Source organism: Rufibacter sp. JT20002, from assembly GCF_056491185.1.
The window spans coordinates 1,765,962-1,783,272 of sequence record NZ_JBSZJY010000001.1; the positions used below are offsets into that span (position 1 = coordinate 1,765,962).

At 50.2% G+C, this 17,311-nt stretch carries 16 protein-coding genes and 1 tRNA gene; 6 read left to right on the plus strand and 11 right to left on the minus strand.

The features are described 5' to 3' along the window. Window positions 1-622: 622 nt before the first annotated feature. The 3 genes from ACW9SV_RS06940 to ACW9SV_RS06950 all read left to right on the plus strand — a co-directional run bounded on the left by ACW9SV_RS06940 (window position 623) and on the right by ACW9SV_RS06950 (window position 2,986). A complete protein-coding gene (locus ACW9SV_RS06940) occupies window positions 623-751 on the plus strand; it encodes a hypothetical protein (protein WP_479556013.1) in 129 nt (42 codons plus the stop codon). Between the two features lie 327 nt (window positions 752-1,078). Beyond that, on the plus strand, window positions 1,079-1,750 hold the full coding sequence (locus ACW9SV_RS06945) for a hypothetical protein (protein ID WP_479556014.1): 672 nt from the start codon (window positions 1,079-1,081) through the stop codon (window positions 1,748-1,750). Window positions 1,751-1,855: 105 nt separating this feature from the next. After that, window positions 1,856-2,986, plus strand: coding sequence for an alkaline phosphatase D family protein (locus ACW9SV_RS06950; protein WP_479556015.1), 1,131 nt, complete (start codon window positions 1,856-1,858; stop codon window positions 2,984-2,986). 134 nt (window positions 2,987-3,120) lie between these two features. Here the strand turns inward: ACW9SV_RS06950 and ACW9SV_RS06955 are convergent, their stop codons facing one another. From ACW9SV_RS06955 to ACW9SV_RS06970, 4 genes are all read right to left on the minus strand, one after another. Further along, window positions 3,121-3,645 carry a GyrI-like domain-containing protein gene (locus ACW9SV_RS06955; protein ID WP_479556016.1) on the minus strand — a complete coding sequence of 175 codons (525 nt, stop codon included), beginning with the start codon at window positions 3,643-3,645 and terminating at the stop codon, window positions 3,121-3,123. 139 nt (window positions 3,646-3,784) lie between these two features. Next, window positions 3,785-5,551: an ABC transporter ATP-binding protein gene (locus tag ACW9SV_RS06960; protein ID WP_479556017.1), complete on the minus strand. Its 1,767-nt coding sequence runs from the start codon at window positions 5,549-5,551 to the stop codon at window positions 3,785-3,787. A gap of 124 nt (window positions 5,552-5,675) precedes the next feature. Beyond that, entirely contained in the window at window positions 5,676-6,482 is an 807-nt protein-coding gene (gene truA / locus ACW9SV_RS06965; RefSeq protein ID WP_479556018.1) for a tRNA pseudouridine(38-40) synthase TruA, read from the minus strand. A gap of 170 nt (window positions 6,483-6,652) precedes the next feature. Further along, window positions 6,653-7,108, minus strand: coding sequence for a hypothetical protein (locus ACW9SV_RS06970; protein WP_479556019.1), 456 nt, complete (start codon window positions 7,106-7,108; stop codon window positions 6,653-6,655). 270 nt (window positions 7,109-7,378) lie between these two features. Here ACW9SV_RS06970 and ACW9SV_RS06975 point away from each other — a divergent pair, with 270 nt between their 5' ends. Beyond that, window positions 7,379-7,855 carry a DUF4293 domain-containing protein gene (locus tag ACW9SV_RS06975; RefSeq protein ID WP_479556020.1) on the plus strand — a complete coding sequence of 159 codons (477 nt, stop codon included), beginning with the start codon at window positions 7,379-7,381 and terminating at the stop codon, window positions 7,853-7,855. Between the two features lie 82 nt (window positions 7,856-7,937). On the opposite strand, the gene ACW9SV_RS06980 is transcribed toward ACW9SV_RS06975, so the two are convergent. The 6 genes from ACW9SV_RS06980 to ACW9SV_RS07005 all read right to left on the minus strand — a co-directional run bounded on the left by ACW9SV_RS06980 (window position 7,938) and on the right by ACW9SV_RS07005 (window position 15,200). Further along, on the minus strand, window positions 7,938-8,618 hold the full coding sequence (locus tag ACW9SV_RS06980; RefSeq protein ID WP_479556021.1) for a DUF4476 domain-containing protein: 681 nt from the start codon (window positions 8,616-8,618) through the stop codon (window positions 7,938-7,940). Between the two features lie 147 nt (window positions 8,619-8,765). Further along, complete coding sequence (locus ACW9SV_RS06985; RefSeq protein WP_479556022.1) at window positions 8,766-9,935, minus strand: AIR synthase related protein; 1,170 nt, start codon at window positions 9,933-9,935, stop codon at window positions 8,766-8,768. A gap of 199 nt (window positions 9,936-10,134) precedes the next feature. After that, window positions 10,135-12,060, minus strand: a complete 1,926-nt coding sequence (locus tag ACW9SV_RS06990; protein WP_479556023.1) for a CHU_0125 family OmpA-like outer membrane integrity protein — start codon at window positions 12,058-12,060, stop codon at window positions 10,135-10,137. Between the two features lie 15 nt (window positions 12,061-12,075). Continuing rightward, window positions 12,076-12,567 (minus strand): hypothetical protein, encoded by a 492-nt coding sequence (locus ACW9SV_RS06995; RefSeq protein WP_479556024.1) that lies wholly within the window; start codon window positions 12,565-12,567, stop codon window positions 12,076-12,078. Between the two features lie 373 nt (window positions 12,568-12,940). Further along, a complete protein-coding gene (locus ACW9SV_RS07000) occupies window positions 12,941-13,747 on the minus strand; it encodes a (Fe-S)-binding protein (protein ID WP_479556025.1) in 807 nt (268 codons plus the stop codon). Between the two features lie 100 nt (window positions 13,748-13,847). Beyond that, window positions 13,848-15,200, minus strand: a complete 1,353-nt coding sequence (locus ACW9SV_RS07005) for a 4Fe-4S dicluster domain-containing protein (protein ID WP_479556026.1) — start codon at window positions 15,198-15,200, stop codon at window positions 13,848-13,850. A 182-nt stretch (window positions 15,201-15,382) separates the two neighbouring features. Between ACW9SV_RS07005 and ACW9SV_RS07010 the strand changes: the two genes are divergently transcribed. Then, window positions 15,383-15,458, plus strand: a tRNA-Phe gene (locus ACW9SV_RS07010). Between the two features lie 184 nt (window positions 15,459-15,642). Next, entirely contained in the window at window positions 15,643-16,503 is an 861-nt protein-coding gene (locus ACW9SV_RS07015) for a DUF5694 domain-containing protein (RefSeq protein WP_479556027.1), read from the plus strand. A 218-nt stretch (window positions 16,504-16,721) separates the two neighbouring features. On the opposite strand, the gene ACW9SV_RS07020 is transcribed toward ACW9SV_RS07015, so the two are convergent. After that, on the minus strand, window positions 16,722-17,132 hold the full coding sequence (locus tag ACW9SV_RS07020; RefSeq protein ID WP_479556028.1) for a cupin domain-containing protein: 411 nt from the start codon (window positions 17,130-17,132) through the stop codon (window positions 16,722-16,724). Window positions 17,133-17,311: the final 179 nt, after the last annotated feature.

Sequence of the window (17,311 nt, forward strand, 5' to 3'; positions counted from 1 at the left end):
GTGATAAAGCAAATACCCAAGCACTGAGTTGCACATTGCTCGCTGGTGCTTGGGCTTTTTTATAAAGCGCTCTTCCGTTTACGTCTTACTTTCCAGAAAAAAGCTCTTTTCTGAGAGACTAGGCTCCAGCTACTTGTCCTTAGAGAGCATCATCACTTTCCTTCTGCACCTCCTTTTTAATCCATTTTCCAATTTTCTGCTCTAAAACGGGCAAAATTGAATTATGTAAAGGCTCTATATTCTAATTAGAAGGTATAAACACTTACTTTTTTCATGAACCTAAACAAATAACCCTGTATTTACCCTGTTCTACCGCGCATAAACCCTACTACAGGAAAAACACTAAACAAAACACAACAAGAACAGTATCAAAATTAACCAATTTGCTTCATAATAGGCATTTACCCCATCACAGAAGAGCCTGACTTTCTTAATAGTACAATTTACTTCTGCTTATCATACAGTAACCCAGCATTAAATTACTGAGTATAACTACTCTACAAACTCTTTGGGGAGGGAGGTTGAGATTATGATGGAAAAGTGGAGGCAAATAAAATTGGAACTGTTTAACCTAAAGACGAAGGCCCGCAATATTTTCAGACGTGGTTATGAAGACTTAACCATGTTGATTTACTATCATGACCTGAAAAATCAATTTCAGCTTTTGATTGTAAATACCAGCAATATACTGCTGCTGAAAAAAGACATTACCAGAGCCGAGGCGTTCAGAATTATGAACACCAGAAGCTAGCTGAAACCGTACCCCTATACGGGGATGATATATAATAGATCAGGCGCAAGCCACACTTAAACGAAAGGACCAGCCGTAGAAAGCTGGTCCTTCTTTTTTTCGGGAAATTTAAAGGTTATATAGATCTGCTTTTGATCTAAGATCCTCTTTTTGAAAATATTTAACAATCTCTCTAAGTCTTGAAATAAACGATTATTCCGCCCGTTACTTAAGTGTTTTAAAATATTGATATTTTATATATAAATACAGCCTAATATTTATTTATATAAAAATTTAGCTAGTTATCCATTAATCACATATTCCTTAACCTATATAATTTTAAACTTCATGAAAAGAACTTTGATTATTCTAATCCTGTGCGGTGTCTCTGCACTGGTAAACGCCCAAGACTATGGGAAAACATTGGTATCAGGATCATTTAACTACACCAAAAGCAATAATGAATCAGGCGGATCGTGGGTCAACCCTAATAAATCAACCACCTTTTCTTTTAATCCTAAAGTAGGCTTCTTTCTAAGACCTAATTTGGTTTTAGGCGCCACTGCAGGATATAAAAGAGATGTCTTCATTTCAACTTACCAAGTCGGTTCTCCTGAGGGCATAAGAACAGAAACAAGCAAGACAACTGGTAACACCTATTCTGCTGGCCCTTTTGTACGCTTGTACAAAGCTTTAGGAAACAAAGCAGCTTTCTTTGGACAAGGAGCTGCTTATTATCAAAAGGGGAAAACTGAAGGGAAGAACCTTACCTCTAATCATCCTTTCACCCCCAGTACGATTAAGGGAGGAGCAGCAGAACTTACCCCAGGCTTTGCTTTCTTCCCTAGTGATATTGTTGGGTTGGAGCTTACCTTGGGAAGCATCGGGTATTCTGCTTTTGAAACAGATTTTGGACAAGAAGATAATTACATCAATACCTCTGAGTTTAAAGCTGACTTTGGCTTTAACACTCTAAGCTTTGCCATCTCCCTATATCTGGGCCGTAGCGCCTCTGAATAATAAAGCCTAGCTCTCCTTAAAGCAAAAGCCACAGCCTATCTGTGGCTTTTGCTTTATACCTCAGCCCACTGCATCCTGCGCCGCTCTGCTGCCGTACCCAAGCGTATGCACCACCTCAGAAAATGGCATTCCCTCTGCCTTCTGCTTTCTATCTTTTCCTGCAGTTCGGCAGATACAGACCGACGTTTAGAATCTCTACCTGTCGCTAGCAACCAAACGCCTCTCTCGGTAATTGCTATGGGCTCCTGTAACTCACAGGACAGGGAACAGCCGCTATGGCGCGAGATCCTCAAAAACCAACCCCAGCTGTGGGTCTGGTTGGGTGACAACATCTACGGCGATACAGATGACATGCAGGTTTTGAAGGCGAAATATGAAAAACAGCTCCAAAATCCCGATTACCAGAAGCTGACAGAAACCATACCTATTATAGGTGTGTGGGACGACCATGACTACGGCCGCAACAATGCCGGCAAAGAATACAAACACAAGAACCAGAGCGCCCAACTGTTCTGGGACTTTATAGGCGAACCGCTGCAAAGCCCCAGACGCAGGCAAAAAGGAGTCTACAGTGCCCATACCTATGGCCCACCCGGTCAACAAGTGAAAGTCATTCTCCTGGATGGGCGTTTCCACCGCGACTCTCTGCAAGGCCAGGAACCCGCCTACCAAGATAATCTTAAAGGTGACATGCTGGGCGAAACGCAGTGGCGATGGCTGGAAAAGGAGCTTAGAAACAGCAAAGCCCAATTCCACCTCATTGGTACGGGGCTGCAAATCATTGCCAACGACCATGGCTTTGAGCGCTGGGGCAATTTCCCCAAATCACGCGAAAGGCTGTTCAACCTGATCTCCAAAACCAAAACCGCGAATGTGATTCTTCTCTCCGGGGACCGGCACTTTGCCGAGCTTTCCAAGATTTCCTGGCCAGGCGTGCCTTACCCCATCTATGATCTTACCTCCAGCGGCCTCACGCACTTCTGGAAGGGTGGCCTGGTCAATGAGCCTAACCAGCATCGGGTGGGCCAGATGCACGACAAACTCAACTTTGCGGTGATGCGCTTTCACTGGGACCAAACCCCAGCCGTGGTAGACTTTGAGATCAGGGGCCGAGACAATGAACTGCACCAACTAGTGAAGGTAGAGTACGCGCTTCCTGTAGTCTCAAGCACAGAATCTGGAACCAAGACAGCCTCCTCTCCTACTCCACCGCAGAGAAAGACGCTGCACAGATGATTTAGGACAGCCGTTGAGCAAGCCCCCGTCTAGGAGAGCCTCTACCTTGCCTACAAAAAGAGAGCGCCTCCGAGAATGATTCCCGGTGGCGCTCTCTTTTTCAAAGGTCCCTTTAAAAAAGGAAACTTAAATCTCTACTTCTTGGCTAGTCCTATTTCAATGACTGCGGGCTTTCCTTCCGGGAAACGTTCCACGTAGAACTCTTGCAAGGTTAGCTTCTGTTCTTCGGCGTAGTCAAACAGGGCACTGTAGATTCTTTTAGGCGCGATGGTGATGTTCGCGTCCAACTCTCCTTTCAGTACGGGTCTGCCCGCGGGCACTACCCGTATGGTAAAACCGGCAGGTAACGTGCCACTGGTATCCTGCACGGCCACGCCAATAAATGCCTTCACTGTTTTAGACTCTTTGCTGGGGTTGTTGTAGTAAATGCCCGCAAAGTCGCCGGTGAGTTGCTTTTGCTCCACTGCTTTGCCGGCTTGCTGGTAAATCTCGCCCAAGGCATCGGCCTCGGTGCTTCCTTCATAGTATTTGCCGGCAATGAAGACGGGAGTAGAGACCGCCTGAGATACTTTGACTTGGGCAAAACCACCCAGGTACGTGTAAATCACCAAAACCACTCCTATGGCCAAGGCAAAGAAAATCAAAAACTTCTTCGGCATCTGTTGCTGTGTTCTTCTACGTGTGTGCTGCTACCAGCGGGGCAAAGGTACGCCAAGTCAGGGACCAAAGCATAGCTCCCGTTGCAAATTGCCGTTTCAAGGCTGCTTTTCTTTAATCAGCCTTGAAACTGGCTATGCGTTACACAAAGTTCTTGTACTGCATCTCATGCAACTGGGCATAGTAACCGCCCGTCTGGATCAGTTCTTCATGGCGGCCGCTTTCCTTGATCTCGCCCCGGTCCAGCACAATGATGTTATCGGCTTTCTGGATGGTAGAAAGACGGTGCGCGATCACGATAGAGGTACGGCCTTCCATGAGCTGCGCGATGGCGAACTGGATCAGTTCCTCAGTCTCGGAGTCCACGCTGGAGGTAGCCTCGTCCAGGATGATGATTTTAGGGTTGTACACCATGGCCCGCACAAACGAGATCAACTGGCGCTGCCCTACTGACAAGGTAGCCCCACGCTCCATCACGTTGTAGTGCAGTCCGCCGGGCAGGCGTTCAATGAACCTATCGGCGCCAACCAAACGAGCAGCTTCCCACATCTGTTCCTCAGTGATTTCCTTGTTGCCCAAGCTGATGTTATCGGCAATGGTGCCGGAGAACAGGAACACGTCCTGCAGCACTACTCCAATCTGGCGGCGCAACAGGTCCAGATTGTACTCACGCACATCGTGGCCGTCTACCCTGATAGTTCCTTTGTTGATCTCGTAGAAGCGGCTGAGCAGATTGATGATGGAGGTCTTACCGGCTCCGGTGGCACCCACCAAAGCTACCGTTTGCCCGGCGTGCACGTCAAAGGAAACCCCGCGCAGTACCCAGTTCTCATCATTATAGGCAAACCAGACATCCTCAAACTGCACCTCTCCTTTGATCTCTTTGGGCGCGTACGTTCCCGAATCTGAGATCATCTCCTGGCTTTCCAGCAGTTTCATGATCCGCTCAGAACTCACCACCCCAAGTTGCAAGGTGTTGAACCGATCGGCGATTTGCCGGATGGGCCGGAAGAACATGGCAATGTACATGATGAACGCGATCAAAGAACCCAGCGTCACGGTATCCTGGATCACGCCTTTGGCCCCGTACCACACCAGCAAGCCCGTTCCAGCCGCCCCAATCACCTCCGCCACCGGGAAATAGATGGAATAGTACAGCACCGATTTGATGTTGGCCCGAGTATGTTCTTTGTTGATCGCCTGAAACTTCTTCATCTCGCGCTCCTCGTTGTTGAAGATCTGCACCACCATCATGCCCGTGATATGCTCCTGCACAAAGGCGTTGAGCTTGGCCACCGCCCCACGCACCTCCTGGAACGAGGCTTTCACCTTCTCCTTGAAGATATAGGTACTCACAATCAGCAACGGGAACATGGAAAGGCTCACCAAGGTCAGTTTCCAGTCAATCCAGAACATGTAACCCAGGATGAAGATGAGTTGGAGCACATCGCCAATCATGGCGGCAAGGCCTTCGGAGAACACGTCTGACAGGGTTTCCACGTCGCTTACGTTACGGGTCACCAACGTACCAATGGGCGTGCGGTCATAGAACTTGAGCCGCAGTTTGAGAATGTGCTCGTAGAGCTTCACCCGGATGTCACGCACCACGTACTGCCCCAGCCAGCCGGCAAAGTAGGTATGGAAGTACGAGACCGCCGTGTGGGCCACCAGCAGCACAATCAACCAGATGAACATGCGGTTCACCCCTTGCCAGTTATATTGCAGAATCTGCTTGTCCACCATCTCTTGGATCAGGAACGGCCGGATCGTCGCCAGGATAGCCGAGGCGACGGTTAAAAAAATTACCAGGTAAAAGACTTTCTGGTACGGTTTCACAAACCGGAATATCTTCCGCAGCACTTCCCAGTCAAACGCGCTTCCGGTTTTGCTTCCTCCTATTTCACTCATTCTATATGTCGCTCGTTATGGCTGACCCTAATAGCATCAGGATCAGAATGTAAAGGTAAGGTACGCCTCCTTGCATTTAGGCCTTGGTTTCTTAAAAGAAAGCGTAAAACAGGAGGTTTTGTTACTAGGATGATTCCTTTTCACGCACCTGTGTGGCAAGGACTTCCTCAAAGAGTACCCGTTGTTGGGCAAAATAGTTCTCCGGATATTCTACCCTATGCAGAAACAACCCTTCAGCGGGGGCCGCCCCGCTGGCTAAACGCCGGTCCTGCCGCTCAATCAGGTCTCTGAACTGGGCCGCACTCAGCTTGCCTTTGCCTACATCCAACAAGGTACCCACCACCAGCCGTACCATGCCGCGCAGAAACCGGTTGGCGGTAATGGTGAAGATCAGCTGTGCGCCTTCTTCGCGCCAGAAAGCCTGGGTGATGGTACACCGGTAATGCTTGGTGTCGCCTTTCACTTTAGAGAAGGTGGTAAAATCCTCTAACTGCAGCAAGGACTGCGCCGCCTCATTCATCTGGGCTACCTCAGGTTTTCTGGAAAGGTAATAGGCGTGCCGCACCAGAAAGGGATTCTTCTCTAGAGTAATGCGGTATTCGTAGGTGCGGCTGGTGGCATCAAACCGCGTATGCGCCTCTGGCCCCACCGGCAGCACCTGTCCTATAGAGATATCAGGAGGCAGGATGCGGTTCAGCTTGTATTGGATCTCTTCAGAGGACAGCGCCTGCGGCAAATCTACGTGCACCCACTGCTGCGTGGCATGTACGCCGGTATCGGTGCGGCCGCTACCCACGGTTTCTACCTGGGGCAACCTGAACACCTTGCGCAGGCAATCATCCAGCACCTCCTGCACCGTAAGCGCATTGGGTTGGATTTGCCACCCGTGGAACTTGGTGCCGTCATACGCCACTTCTAAAAAATACCGCATGGTGCAAAGATACGGAAATGTGGCCTCATCTGAGGGTCTGTTCAGACTTTAGCCAGAAAGCTCTCCTCTTTAGGCCTCTTTTGCGGAAAATAGGCCTAAAGCAAAGAACCGGCGGCTTGTTAGCGAGCCGAAAGAAAAACGGCCCCTATTGTTGGGGCCGTTTCCTGGTTTTATCTGGACTTGGTGAAGCGATTATTAGTGGGGGCGTTTCTTTCTGCCTGCCAGGCTGCCTGACGGGCATCACGCTGGTGCTCGTACTTTGTCTGCAAGGCTTGCCTTTCCTGCTCGTAGTCATCCTTTAGGCGGATCAACTCCTGCTCAAAGCTACTGGCACTGTTGTTAGACTTAGCAAACTGATCGTGCAGGCGATGCTGCTTTCTGTTGTATTCCTCTTTGAGGTTGGCCTGGTCACGCTCGTATTTGGCTTTGGCTTTGCCAAGCGCCTGCTGGAATTTTTCATCCTTGCGGGCAGACTTGGCCAGTAGCTTGGCTCGCTTCTTTTCAGCTTTCGCAGATTGCTTGTCTCTCACAACTGCCACATGGGTGTTTTCTGCATATTTTGCCGATGCTGCTCCATTTCCTAGCAACAGCAACCCTACTAAACTGAATAACGCGGGTCTTTTCATTTTTCTAAGATTTATATATAATCTGCTTTACAACGTTCATGCCAAGGAGGGCAATTTAACGGCTTTGGCCAGACCAAAAAATCTTTTCTTTGCACATCCCCCTGTGGAAAACTTTACACAAGCATCTTTCACCCCACGTAATCTACTAAATAACAAAACCTTATTATTCACTAATCTTACACTTCGCACTCTTTGGTTTGCCAGAAAGCAGGTATTCTTGATAGGAAAGTTTTATGTAGTTTTGTGAAAGATTACTGAAACCAAATAGTTATGATACAGAGAGTACAGAGCGTTTTCCTGTTTTTGATTGTGGTAGCCATGGTGGCTATGTTTTTCCTGCCTATCTGGGCTAAAACCGATCCGGCAACGGGACAGGAGTACGCTTTAACCGCTTATTCTATTTCCCCTGTAAACGGCGCTGCAGACGGAGCTACTAAGAACACTATTTTTATTGCTATCCTTGCCGGGGTAGCGGCTCTGATTGCCTTGTATGAGATCTTCCAATACAAGAGCCGCCTTACCCAAATGAAACTGGGCTTGCTGAACTCCCTGGTGATGGCTGCCTTGATGGGTTGCGCTTTCTATTTCTCTTCTTACGTGGGTGAAGACATGATCAAGACCCAAGCCCAAGGCGAATACCTTTCAGGTTTCTACCTGCCGGCTTTTGGTTTGCTCATGAACGTACTAGCTAACCGGTTCATCAAACGCGATGAAGACCTGGTGCGCTCTATGGACCGCCTGCGCTAATCACGCGTTACTTCTTTGAACAAAAAGGCTCTGCTTGGTTAAGCAGGGCCTTTTTGTTTAGTTCTCTTTCTGATATCTCCGTTTATCTTTTATACAGGAAGTCCTGCAACTCTCGTTTGCTGCTGCTGAATTCTAGGGCGTCCAGCACCCGGCTGAACCGCTGGCGGTCACACACATACTCATAGGCATACTTGGCCAGATTTACCCTGCGTTCCTCAAAGCTCAAGGCCTTCATGAGCAGGAACAGATCATCGGTCATAATGCCTCCGGCCAGTTTTATCTCGCCCTTGGCAATTTCCAGACGTCGGTCATCAAAGCCTTCTTCCTCCATAAAGCGGAGCACCCGGTCCACGTCTGGTTTTTCCATCACGTAGCGGCAAATCTCATTTCCCTGCCCGCCTGCGGGTGGCAACGGTACCTCTTCCACTTTGCGCAATACTAACGGGAAGGTTCTTCCGGGCACGGCAGGTTCCAACACGTACACGCCTTCATAACCACTGGCTAAGGTGATCTCGGCTCTGATATTCTGGGCTCGGCGGCCTCTACCCAGCACCCTGATGTTTAAGATATGCCGTCCGGAAGGCAAGTCACCCACGGCTACCCTCGCAGACGGGGTTGGGTTGATCAGCTTGCCTCCTATGTTTAATTGGAAGTATTCCCCGCGTTGGGTTTCCACCAGAAGGGCGGCATCCAGGGCAGGTTGCGCATGTAAGGCGTGTACCAGGCACAGCAGCAGAAGCGGCAAAAAGTATAGACGTTTCATAAGAGTAGTAGATAAGTGTTACCCAGGCTTAAACCCAATATTGTGCCAAACCTATATAGTAACTAAAATTCCTTTCTGTTTAGAGACGAGTTTAAGCAAACCAGCCCCTAACCAGAAAGGAATTTTATTTTTATCCTATCTTACCGGCTACCCTTCGTAGTAAAACTGCCCGTATGGGCTCTGGATAGTAAGTTCGTTTTTCTCGCTGGCTTCTACTCTGCCTATGATCTTGGCATCCAGGTTGAACGATTGGCTAATGCTGATCAAGTCCTGCGCGATAGCCTCAGGCACGTATAACTCCAGCCGGTGGCCCATGTTGAAGACCTTGTACATCTCCTGCCAACTGGTGTTGCTCTGCTCCTGAATAAGCCGGAAAAGCGGAGGCACCGGCAACAGGTTGTCTTTGATGATGTGCACGTTCTCTGTGAAGTGCAGCACTTTGGTTTGCGCCCCGCCACTGCAATGCACCATGCCATGCAACTGGGAACGGTAGTCTTTCAAAATGGCTTGCACCAACGGCGCGTAGGTTCTGGTTGGAGAAAGCACCAGTTTACCCACGGTTAAGCCCGTCTCCTCGTTCACATCGGTGAGGTTGCAGCTCCCGGAATACACCAGATCAGACGGTACCGCCGGGTCAAAGCTCTCAGGGTAGTTCTTAGCCAGGTAATTAGCGAACACATCATGACGGGCCGAAGTAAGCCCATTGCTTCCCATGCCGCCGTTGTACCCCGTTTCATAGGTAGTTTGGCCATACGAGGCAAAACCCACAATCACATCGCCGGGTTGAATAGTATGATTAGAGATTACCTCTGAGCGCCTCATGCGGGCCGTCACGGTACTGTCCACGATGATCGTACGCACCAGGTCACCTACATCTGCAGTCTCGCCCCCGGTGCTATAGATCCCGATGCCGTTGTCGCGGAGCATCTGCAACACTTCTTCGGTCCCGTTGATGATGGCGGCAATCACCTCGCCGGGCACCAGGTTCTTATTTCTTCCGATGGTGGAAGACAACAGAATATTGTCGGTAGCACCCACGCACAGCAGGTCATCGGTGTTCATGACAATGGCGTCCTGGGCAATGCCTTTCCAGACGGAGAGATCACCGGTTTCGCGCCAGTACAGGTAGGCCAACGCAGACTTGGTACCGGCCCCATCGGCGTGCATGATGTTGCAGAACTCAGGGTCGCCCACCAGCAGGTCTGGAATGATTTTGCAGAACGCTTTCGGGAACAAGCCTTTGTCAATGTTCTTGATGGCGTTGTGCACATCTTCTTTGGAGGCGGACACGCCGCGCTGCAGATACCGGTTTTCCATGGCGGGAAGGATAAATGTAAAAGCCGTTTAAGACTTGAATTAGCAAAACAGCCCCCAAACGAAGGGCTGCCTTCTACAGGCAAAAATAAGAAAGCCTCCCGGTTCTGGGAGGCTTTTCTTTTGGTATTTCAAGTTGCGTAACAGATTACGCATTTTCCCGCTGTTTGCGTTAGCGGGTACTATTAACTTTAAACCTAGATTAAGGGGCTGGATCAATGCGCGTCACCTTAAACTCAGTTCGGCGGTTGCGCTGGTGCTGGGCCTCGGTCTTGGCGTTACGCACTACCGGTCGTGACTCGCCGTACCCGCGGGCCGTAATTCGTTTAGGGTCTATGCCTTTGGAGATGATGTAATCCACGGCAGACTGTGCCCGGCGCTGCGACAGATCCTGGTTATAGATATCCACCCCGCGGCTGTCTGTGTGGGAACTCAACTCAATGGTGATGGTGGGGTTGTCTACGAGCGTCTGCACCAACTTATCCAGCTCCACGGCGGCATCTGGCCTGATGTTGGCCTTGTCATAGTCGTAGAAGATGTTCTCCACCACAATGGCTTTGTTGCGCACAATCTTAGTAAGCGTAAGGGTAGTAGTTAGGCGGATATCGGTCACTGGTTGGGTGAGCTGGCTCTGCGGCGGCGTCTTGCCTTGGGTAATCACCGGCTGACGCGCGGCAAAGTACCCGGTTCTCTCCGCGATTACAGAATACACGCTAGCCGAGTCTAGCTTAAAGGTGAAATTCCCTCGCACGTCGGCGGTGGCTTCCTCCACTTTCACGCCTTGTGCGTTCTGTAGCGTTACTCGGATGTTCCCCACCGGCGTGGTGGCATTGGTTTTCTCGTCACGTTCCAGCACTTTCCCGTCAACAAAGAAATTAACCAGCTTGGGCTGACGCTTGGCGAAGGAGTAGAGATCATCACCGCCTTGTCCGCCGGCACGGTTAGAAGCAAAGAAGCCTTGGTCCTCGCCCGTAATCAGGATAGAGAAGTCATCCCCAATGGAGTTGATGGGGGTGCCCATGTTGATCACCGAATCTCCGCTGATCCGGAAGACGTCTAAACCACCCAGGCCCGGGTGCCCGTCTGAGGCAATGTACAGCGTGCTGTCTGAAGCCACGTACGGAAACGACTCGTTCCCCGGCGTGTTGATGGTTGGCCCCAGGTTTACCGGACGGGAGAACCGTCCGCCTTCATCCAGGGTGGTTTTCCAGATGTCCCGCCCGCCTTGTCCGCCCCGGCGATCAGAGGAGAAATAGAGCGTACGGCCGTCTGGCGCAAACGCAGGAGAAGAATCCCAGGCGAGAGGATCGTTGAAGCTGGCCGGGCGCGGCTCAGACCATTCCCCGGTTTTGTATTGCGAGATGTATAAGTCTACGTTCGCGCTACCGTTCTTTTTACCTGTGTTGCCACGGGCAAACACCATGGTGCGGCCTTCGTTGGTGAAGGCCGGAGAGGCATCGTGCACCTCAGGGGCATTCAAGGCTGCGGAAAAAGGTCTTACCGGAGCGGCGGTGTTGCCGGTATCAGCCACGGGCACTACGTACAGGTTCAGGAAGCCTTCGCCGTTGCCTTTGTATTTGACCTCTTCACGCGAGGAAGAGAAGATCACCTCATTGTTCAGGATGATGGGCGAGAACTCAGAAGCGGCTGTATTGGCAGCGGGTACCGGCTTCACGATCTTGTAGGTAGGCGTATTGACAATAGAGGCAACCTGTTTGAGGTTCTCCACTTCTCTTTGCGCCAACCGGATGAGCGTTTTGTTGGAGGCTACCGTCAGGTAACTCTGCAGCTGGGTGGCGGCTTCTTCGTATTTGCCGTTGGCTTTGAGCGCCATGCCGTAGCGGAACATGGTTTCCTCGGTCCGGCGGGCATCCAGAGCGGCTTTGTAGTATTGCTCTGCCTGCTGCAACCGATTAGAGAGCCGGTATGCCTCCGCTAGCTTGAAGTTCACCTCTGCTCCGGTGCGGCCTTTTTTCAAGGCAGCCTGGTAGTGGTCAATGGCTAACTGGTACTCTTCCTTCTCAAAATTCTTGTTGCCTTTTTGCACGGAGCTACGGAAAGGGCCGCAAGCCGCCATGGTCAAAGACAAGGCCAATCCCACTACAAGGGTTCTGTTCTGTCGCATCATGTGCATTCCTATGCGTTATTGGCCCTGGAAATACCGAGCCAGCCAAGTATTTTTTGCTGGTTTGGGCCACTGTTCCTGCAGCGCCCCCACCGTTGGAATTAAGGTATCAAAATAAAGCGAGTCAGGCGATAAAGCACCTGCCGCTACCTCGGCTTTTATGCGAGCCAAGGGAAGCGTTCGTACACCATCTTCTTGCCTGAAAGCCAACTGGGTACGATCAAATAATTGAACGTTAAACTCCTGTTCTAATTGCCTTAAAAAGGCGACAGATTTATCAATGGAACACCCACTGGCTGAGGCCACTTCTTCATTGGTGGCCAGAAACAGAAAGTGGTGTTCTTTTATGCTGAAAGATGCCTGTAAATCACGACCGTGGCTGCTCCACTCCGTTACGAAATCCTGCAACAGCTGGTTCATGCGCGCTTCCTCCTCTAAGGCAAGCGGACGGTTGATCTGGTACACCCATACCCGACTATACGGCGGTAACTGTTCAAAAGGAACGTACATTTTTTGGAATATGCTAATTTAAAATAGACACATGTATCATAAAGCAAGACACAAGCTTGTCCTATCGTATTGTTTTCTGGCCGATTTTCTGGAAACGGCCTCTAAACGGTTTACTCTTTGCAGCTTTTACAGGATGCCTGCCTGCTGGTACTATCATAAACAAGGGTGAAAGTGAATACTCTTCCACTTAACTTTCTTCCCCTCCCCCAACCTTGATACCGCAAGCTTGTCCTTTAAGTTAAAAACCTAAAGCGTGATGCAAAGCTGCGTATAGTTAAAAAGCGTTTCAGGCCTGTTTTCTTCCAAACTGTCCCGAAACGCTTTTCCTTCTGCTTACCTTCTCCAGCATCGCAGGGCATGCGACGCAAACTGGTTATGCGTTGATGCCTTCAGCTTGGGCAATGAGTTCGGCAATGTCAAACACCTGCACAGAGTCTTCTTTGTTCTGGCTTTTCACGCCGTCAGACATCATGGTCATGCAGAACGGGCACGCACTGGCAATGATGGTGGCTCCGGTGCCAATGGCTTCCTCCGCGCGCTCTACGTTGATATCTTTGTTTCCTGGCTCCGGCTCTTTCCACATCTGGGCACCACCGGCACCGCAGCAAAGACCGTTAGCACGACTGCGTTTCATTTCCACCAGATCTGCATCTAAGGCAGCCAGCACCTCGCGGGGCGCCTCGTAAATGTTGTTGGCACGGCCCAGGTAGCAGGAGTCATGGAAGGTGATGCGCTTGCCCTTGAACTCGCCGCCACCGGCAATCTTCACTTTGCCTTCGTTAATCAGGTTCTGCAGGAACGTGGAGTGGTGGATCACCTCATAGTTACCGCCCAAGGCCGGATATTCGTTCTTGATGGTGTTGAAGCAATGCGGGCACGCTGTCACAATGGTTTTAATGCCGTAACCGTCAAACGTGGCGATGTTAGTCATGGCCTGCATCTGGAACAGGAACTCATTGCCCGCGCGTTTGGCGGGGTCTCCGGTACAGGTTTCTTCCATGCCCAATACGGCATACTTGGTACCTACGTGCTCCAGAATGCGCACAAAGGCGCGGGTTACGTTTTTATAGCGATCATCAAAGGCGCCGGCGCAGCCCACCCAGAACAATACTTCTGGAACTTCGCCACGGGCAGCTAGATCTGCCATTACCGGTACTTGTATCTGTTTCTTTTCTGACATCAGGAATTCTTAAAAAGCTATTAGATCAGGTGCTGATATGCTAATTTATTAGGCATGCCGCACAAAAGCTAATGCTTGTTAGGGTTACCCCATTTTAAGGCTAGTTTTTGGAAGCCACAAACAAATCATCGGCCCAGTTGAACCGGTCAGACGGCGAGAAAGCCCATGGTGCCCCATTGTTTTCAATGTTGTTAAACATGGTATTCAACGACGCCGGCGCCGCTGATTCTTCCAGCACCAAGAATCTGCGAAGGTCTATGATGGTGGACAATTGGTTTATGTTGACCGGGCAAGACTCCACGCAGGCGTTACAAGTGGTACAGGCCCACAGTTCTTCTGGGGTTACGTAGCCGCGCAACAGGGTGCGCTCCTCGGTTACTTTCACGCGCTCAGATTCGGTTTTGTATTCGGCCGGGTTGAAGATGAGCGGCGATTCGCCTTTCTCCTCCATGCGGTCGCGGGTGTCCATCACAATCTTACGCGGCGACAGCAGCTTGCCCGTTAAGTTGGCGGGGCACACGCTGGTACAACGGCCACACTCAGTACAGGTGTAGGAATCCAGCAATTGTTTCCAGGTAAGGTCTTCCACGTCTTTGGCGCCAAACTTTTGCGGGTCTGTGCCTTCTGGGGCGGGCGGCACCACGTAGCTAGGGTCCAGCATGGCTTTGATCTCGTGCGTAATGCTTTCCACATTGCTGAACTGGCCTTTGGGCTCCAGTTTGGTATAGTACACGTTGGGAAACGACGTGATGATGTGGAAGTGCTTGGAGCTAGGCAGGTAGTTCATGAACGCCAAAATACCCAGGATGTGCACCCACCAGCCAACGCCAGCAATGATCTTTAAGGTACTGACATCGCTCCCGAACAGGTCTACCAACGGGCCGCTGACCGGGAAAGCCCCTGCCAGATTATGCCCGCTCAACTGCGCCAGCTTTTGATCGGCTATGTTGAAGGCGAACAAAGCCAGCATCAGCACAATCTCCGTTACCAAGATTACGTTCGCGTCCATTATAGGCCAGGCCCGCATCTCGGGTCCACGAGTGAGGCGCGGAACTTTGGTCAGGTTACGGCGGGCCAGAAAGATTACGCAGGCGATGATCACCAGTAGCCCCAGAATTTCATTGATGGCCATAAGCACACTGTACACGGGGCCTAGTACGCCCAGGATGCGGTGGGTCCCGAAGACGCCATCGATCAGGATTTCGATCAACTCCACGTTAATCACAATGAATCCGATGTACACAAACAGGTGCAGCACGGCGGGCAATGGCCGCTTAAACATTTTTTGTTGACCAAAAGCGACCAACAAAAGGGTCTTGATTCGCTCGGAAACGTTGCCTGATATCTCCTTGTCACGCCCCATGTTGATGTTGCGCACAATTTTACGGATCTGCCACACAAACAGACCGATACCTAGCACCGCCACTATAAAAAAGGCAATATTACTGATCACAGAAAGGATGTTTAGTAATGGAAACTGCTTCTACTACGAACGAATTTAACAAAGTATTCTGAAAAGGGCAGAAAAGATTTTTTTGCTCTAAGTTTTGCAAATCCGCGCAGGCTCCTTACATTTGCATACTTTTTAACCAGAACGGCAGCGAAACACCTCCCGAGAAGGTCTTAAAAGATGCTGGTGATGTAGCTCAGTTGGTAGAGCAAAGGACTGAAAATCCTTGTGTCGTTGGTTCGATTCCAATCATCACCACCAGCAGAAAAGAAAATCCCGCTTCAGATAATGGAGCGGGATTTTTGTTTTTGGGGTGTTTTTAAGAAAATGAGGCTGAAAACGATTCTCCTGTTTCTCCCAGTCCAGGAATATAGCCCAACAAGATTTCTTACCCGCTCGCTTGGGTTACCGGCAAATTGTGGTAATTATGGGAAACCAATCTACCATGCGCCTTAACACACTTCTTGCGCTCCTCGCCTTCGGGTTAACCTTTTCTGTCTCGGCGCAAACCGTCAGAACCAAAATTGCGGTCATGGGCTCAGACCATTTGGCTCAAATCTATAAGAAAGACAACCCGCACACAGATGTACTCACTCCACGGGGCCAGAAAGCCATAGAAGAACTCACCGCTTTAGCGGCCAAATTCTCGCCCGACATGATTCTGGTGGAAGTGCTGCCCGAGAGACAGCAGGAGATAGACAGCCTGTACGCGCTCTACCTACAGGACAAACTGAACCTAGCAACCTTGGAGAATGGCCGTAGCGAGGTCTACCAGATTGCCTTCAGGTTGGGAAAAAAACTGAACGTAAAACGAATTGTGTGTGCCAATGCGCCTGGCGGCACCTCGCAAGGTATTCTCGCCAACGGTGAAAACATAGAACTTTACAACAACGAAATAGCAACTTTGCGCCAGGCAGTAAGCAAAATGAGCACTAGCCTGCAGAAAGGTACGCTCTCCCTTAAGGAGTATCAGATTTCCCTGAACCAACCCGAGCTCTACAACCTGGTATACCGCGTACGGTACATTGTTCCCGCCCGGGTGGTGAATGGCACCTTCAAAAACCCAGACGCCATGGTAGACACGGCCTTTGTGAACCCTAAATACATTGGGGCCGAACTCACCTCGGTGTTCAAAAACCGGGACTACAAGATTTACTCCAACCTGGCCATTGCCCAATTGAAAGAGAAGCCCAAACGTATGCTCCTCATCATAGGCGCAGCACACATTGGCTCCCTGCACAGCATCCTGCAAGACGACGCAGCTTTTGACTTGGTACCTGCGAATACGTTTCTGGGAAAGAAGTAGAACGTATGCCTCCGTTATGCAGAAGTCCTGCTCTACCATAAGAGCGGGATTCCTGTTTACAGGCATGTTTTGGGTAAAGGAACCAAAACGGTTAACCAACTGCAGCCTCCCTTGTTTAACCGCTGCCTACTTCAAGGTTTCATCTCAGAAGTCATCTTTTGCTTAAGTACCGCCATGAAGGCTTTTGCTCCGAATACAGAAATTGGCGGTCTCCCAACTTACTCGCTTCCTTTTGGCAGGAGCCGATGATGGTGGAAGGTCTCCATTCCTAACCGGTTTAAGGTATCTTTCTCAAAGTCAAACTCGATCAAGACGGCAGGCTCGTCTCCTACTACCCACCCATCGTGCCCGGGCTCTATGGCTACTACTTGCGGCGCCACAAGGTCTTCGGTAATGCCATCGGCGTAGAGAATCTGGAGATGTCCTTTCGCCAGGAAACCCAGGTGGGCGTGCATGCAAAGATCAGTGCCTACAATCTGCTTCATGTGGGTAGACCACTTAAACCCCGGCGGATATACTACCCGCTTTACCCGTGAATCCCCCGTCCGCACAAAGTCCATCAGAACGCCTCCTACCTCGCGGTGCTCGGCTCCTGGCATGGGCGCCAATAGTGTGTCTGTCGTTTCCATAGTCTTTTTTCTTGTAGGTGTAGCAAAGTAAATCATCCTGATTTGATTCTTATTACAGGTCACTGAAGTCTGCCGCAGTTCCTACTTTAAGGTAAGCTTTTATTACTGAATCTTTTATAAGCGAGACTAATTATTTCATCTGTAACATAGCTTTAAAGAACAGGATTATGTTTTCCGCC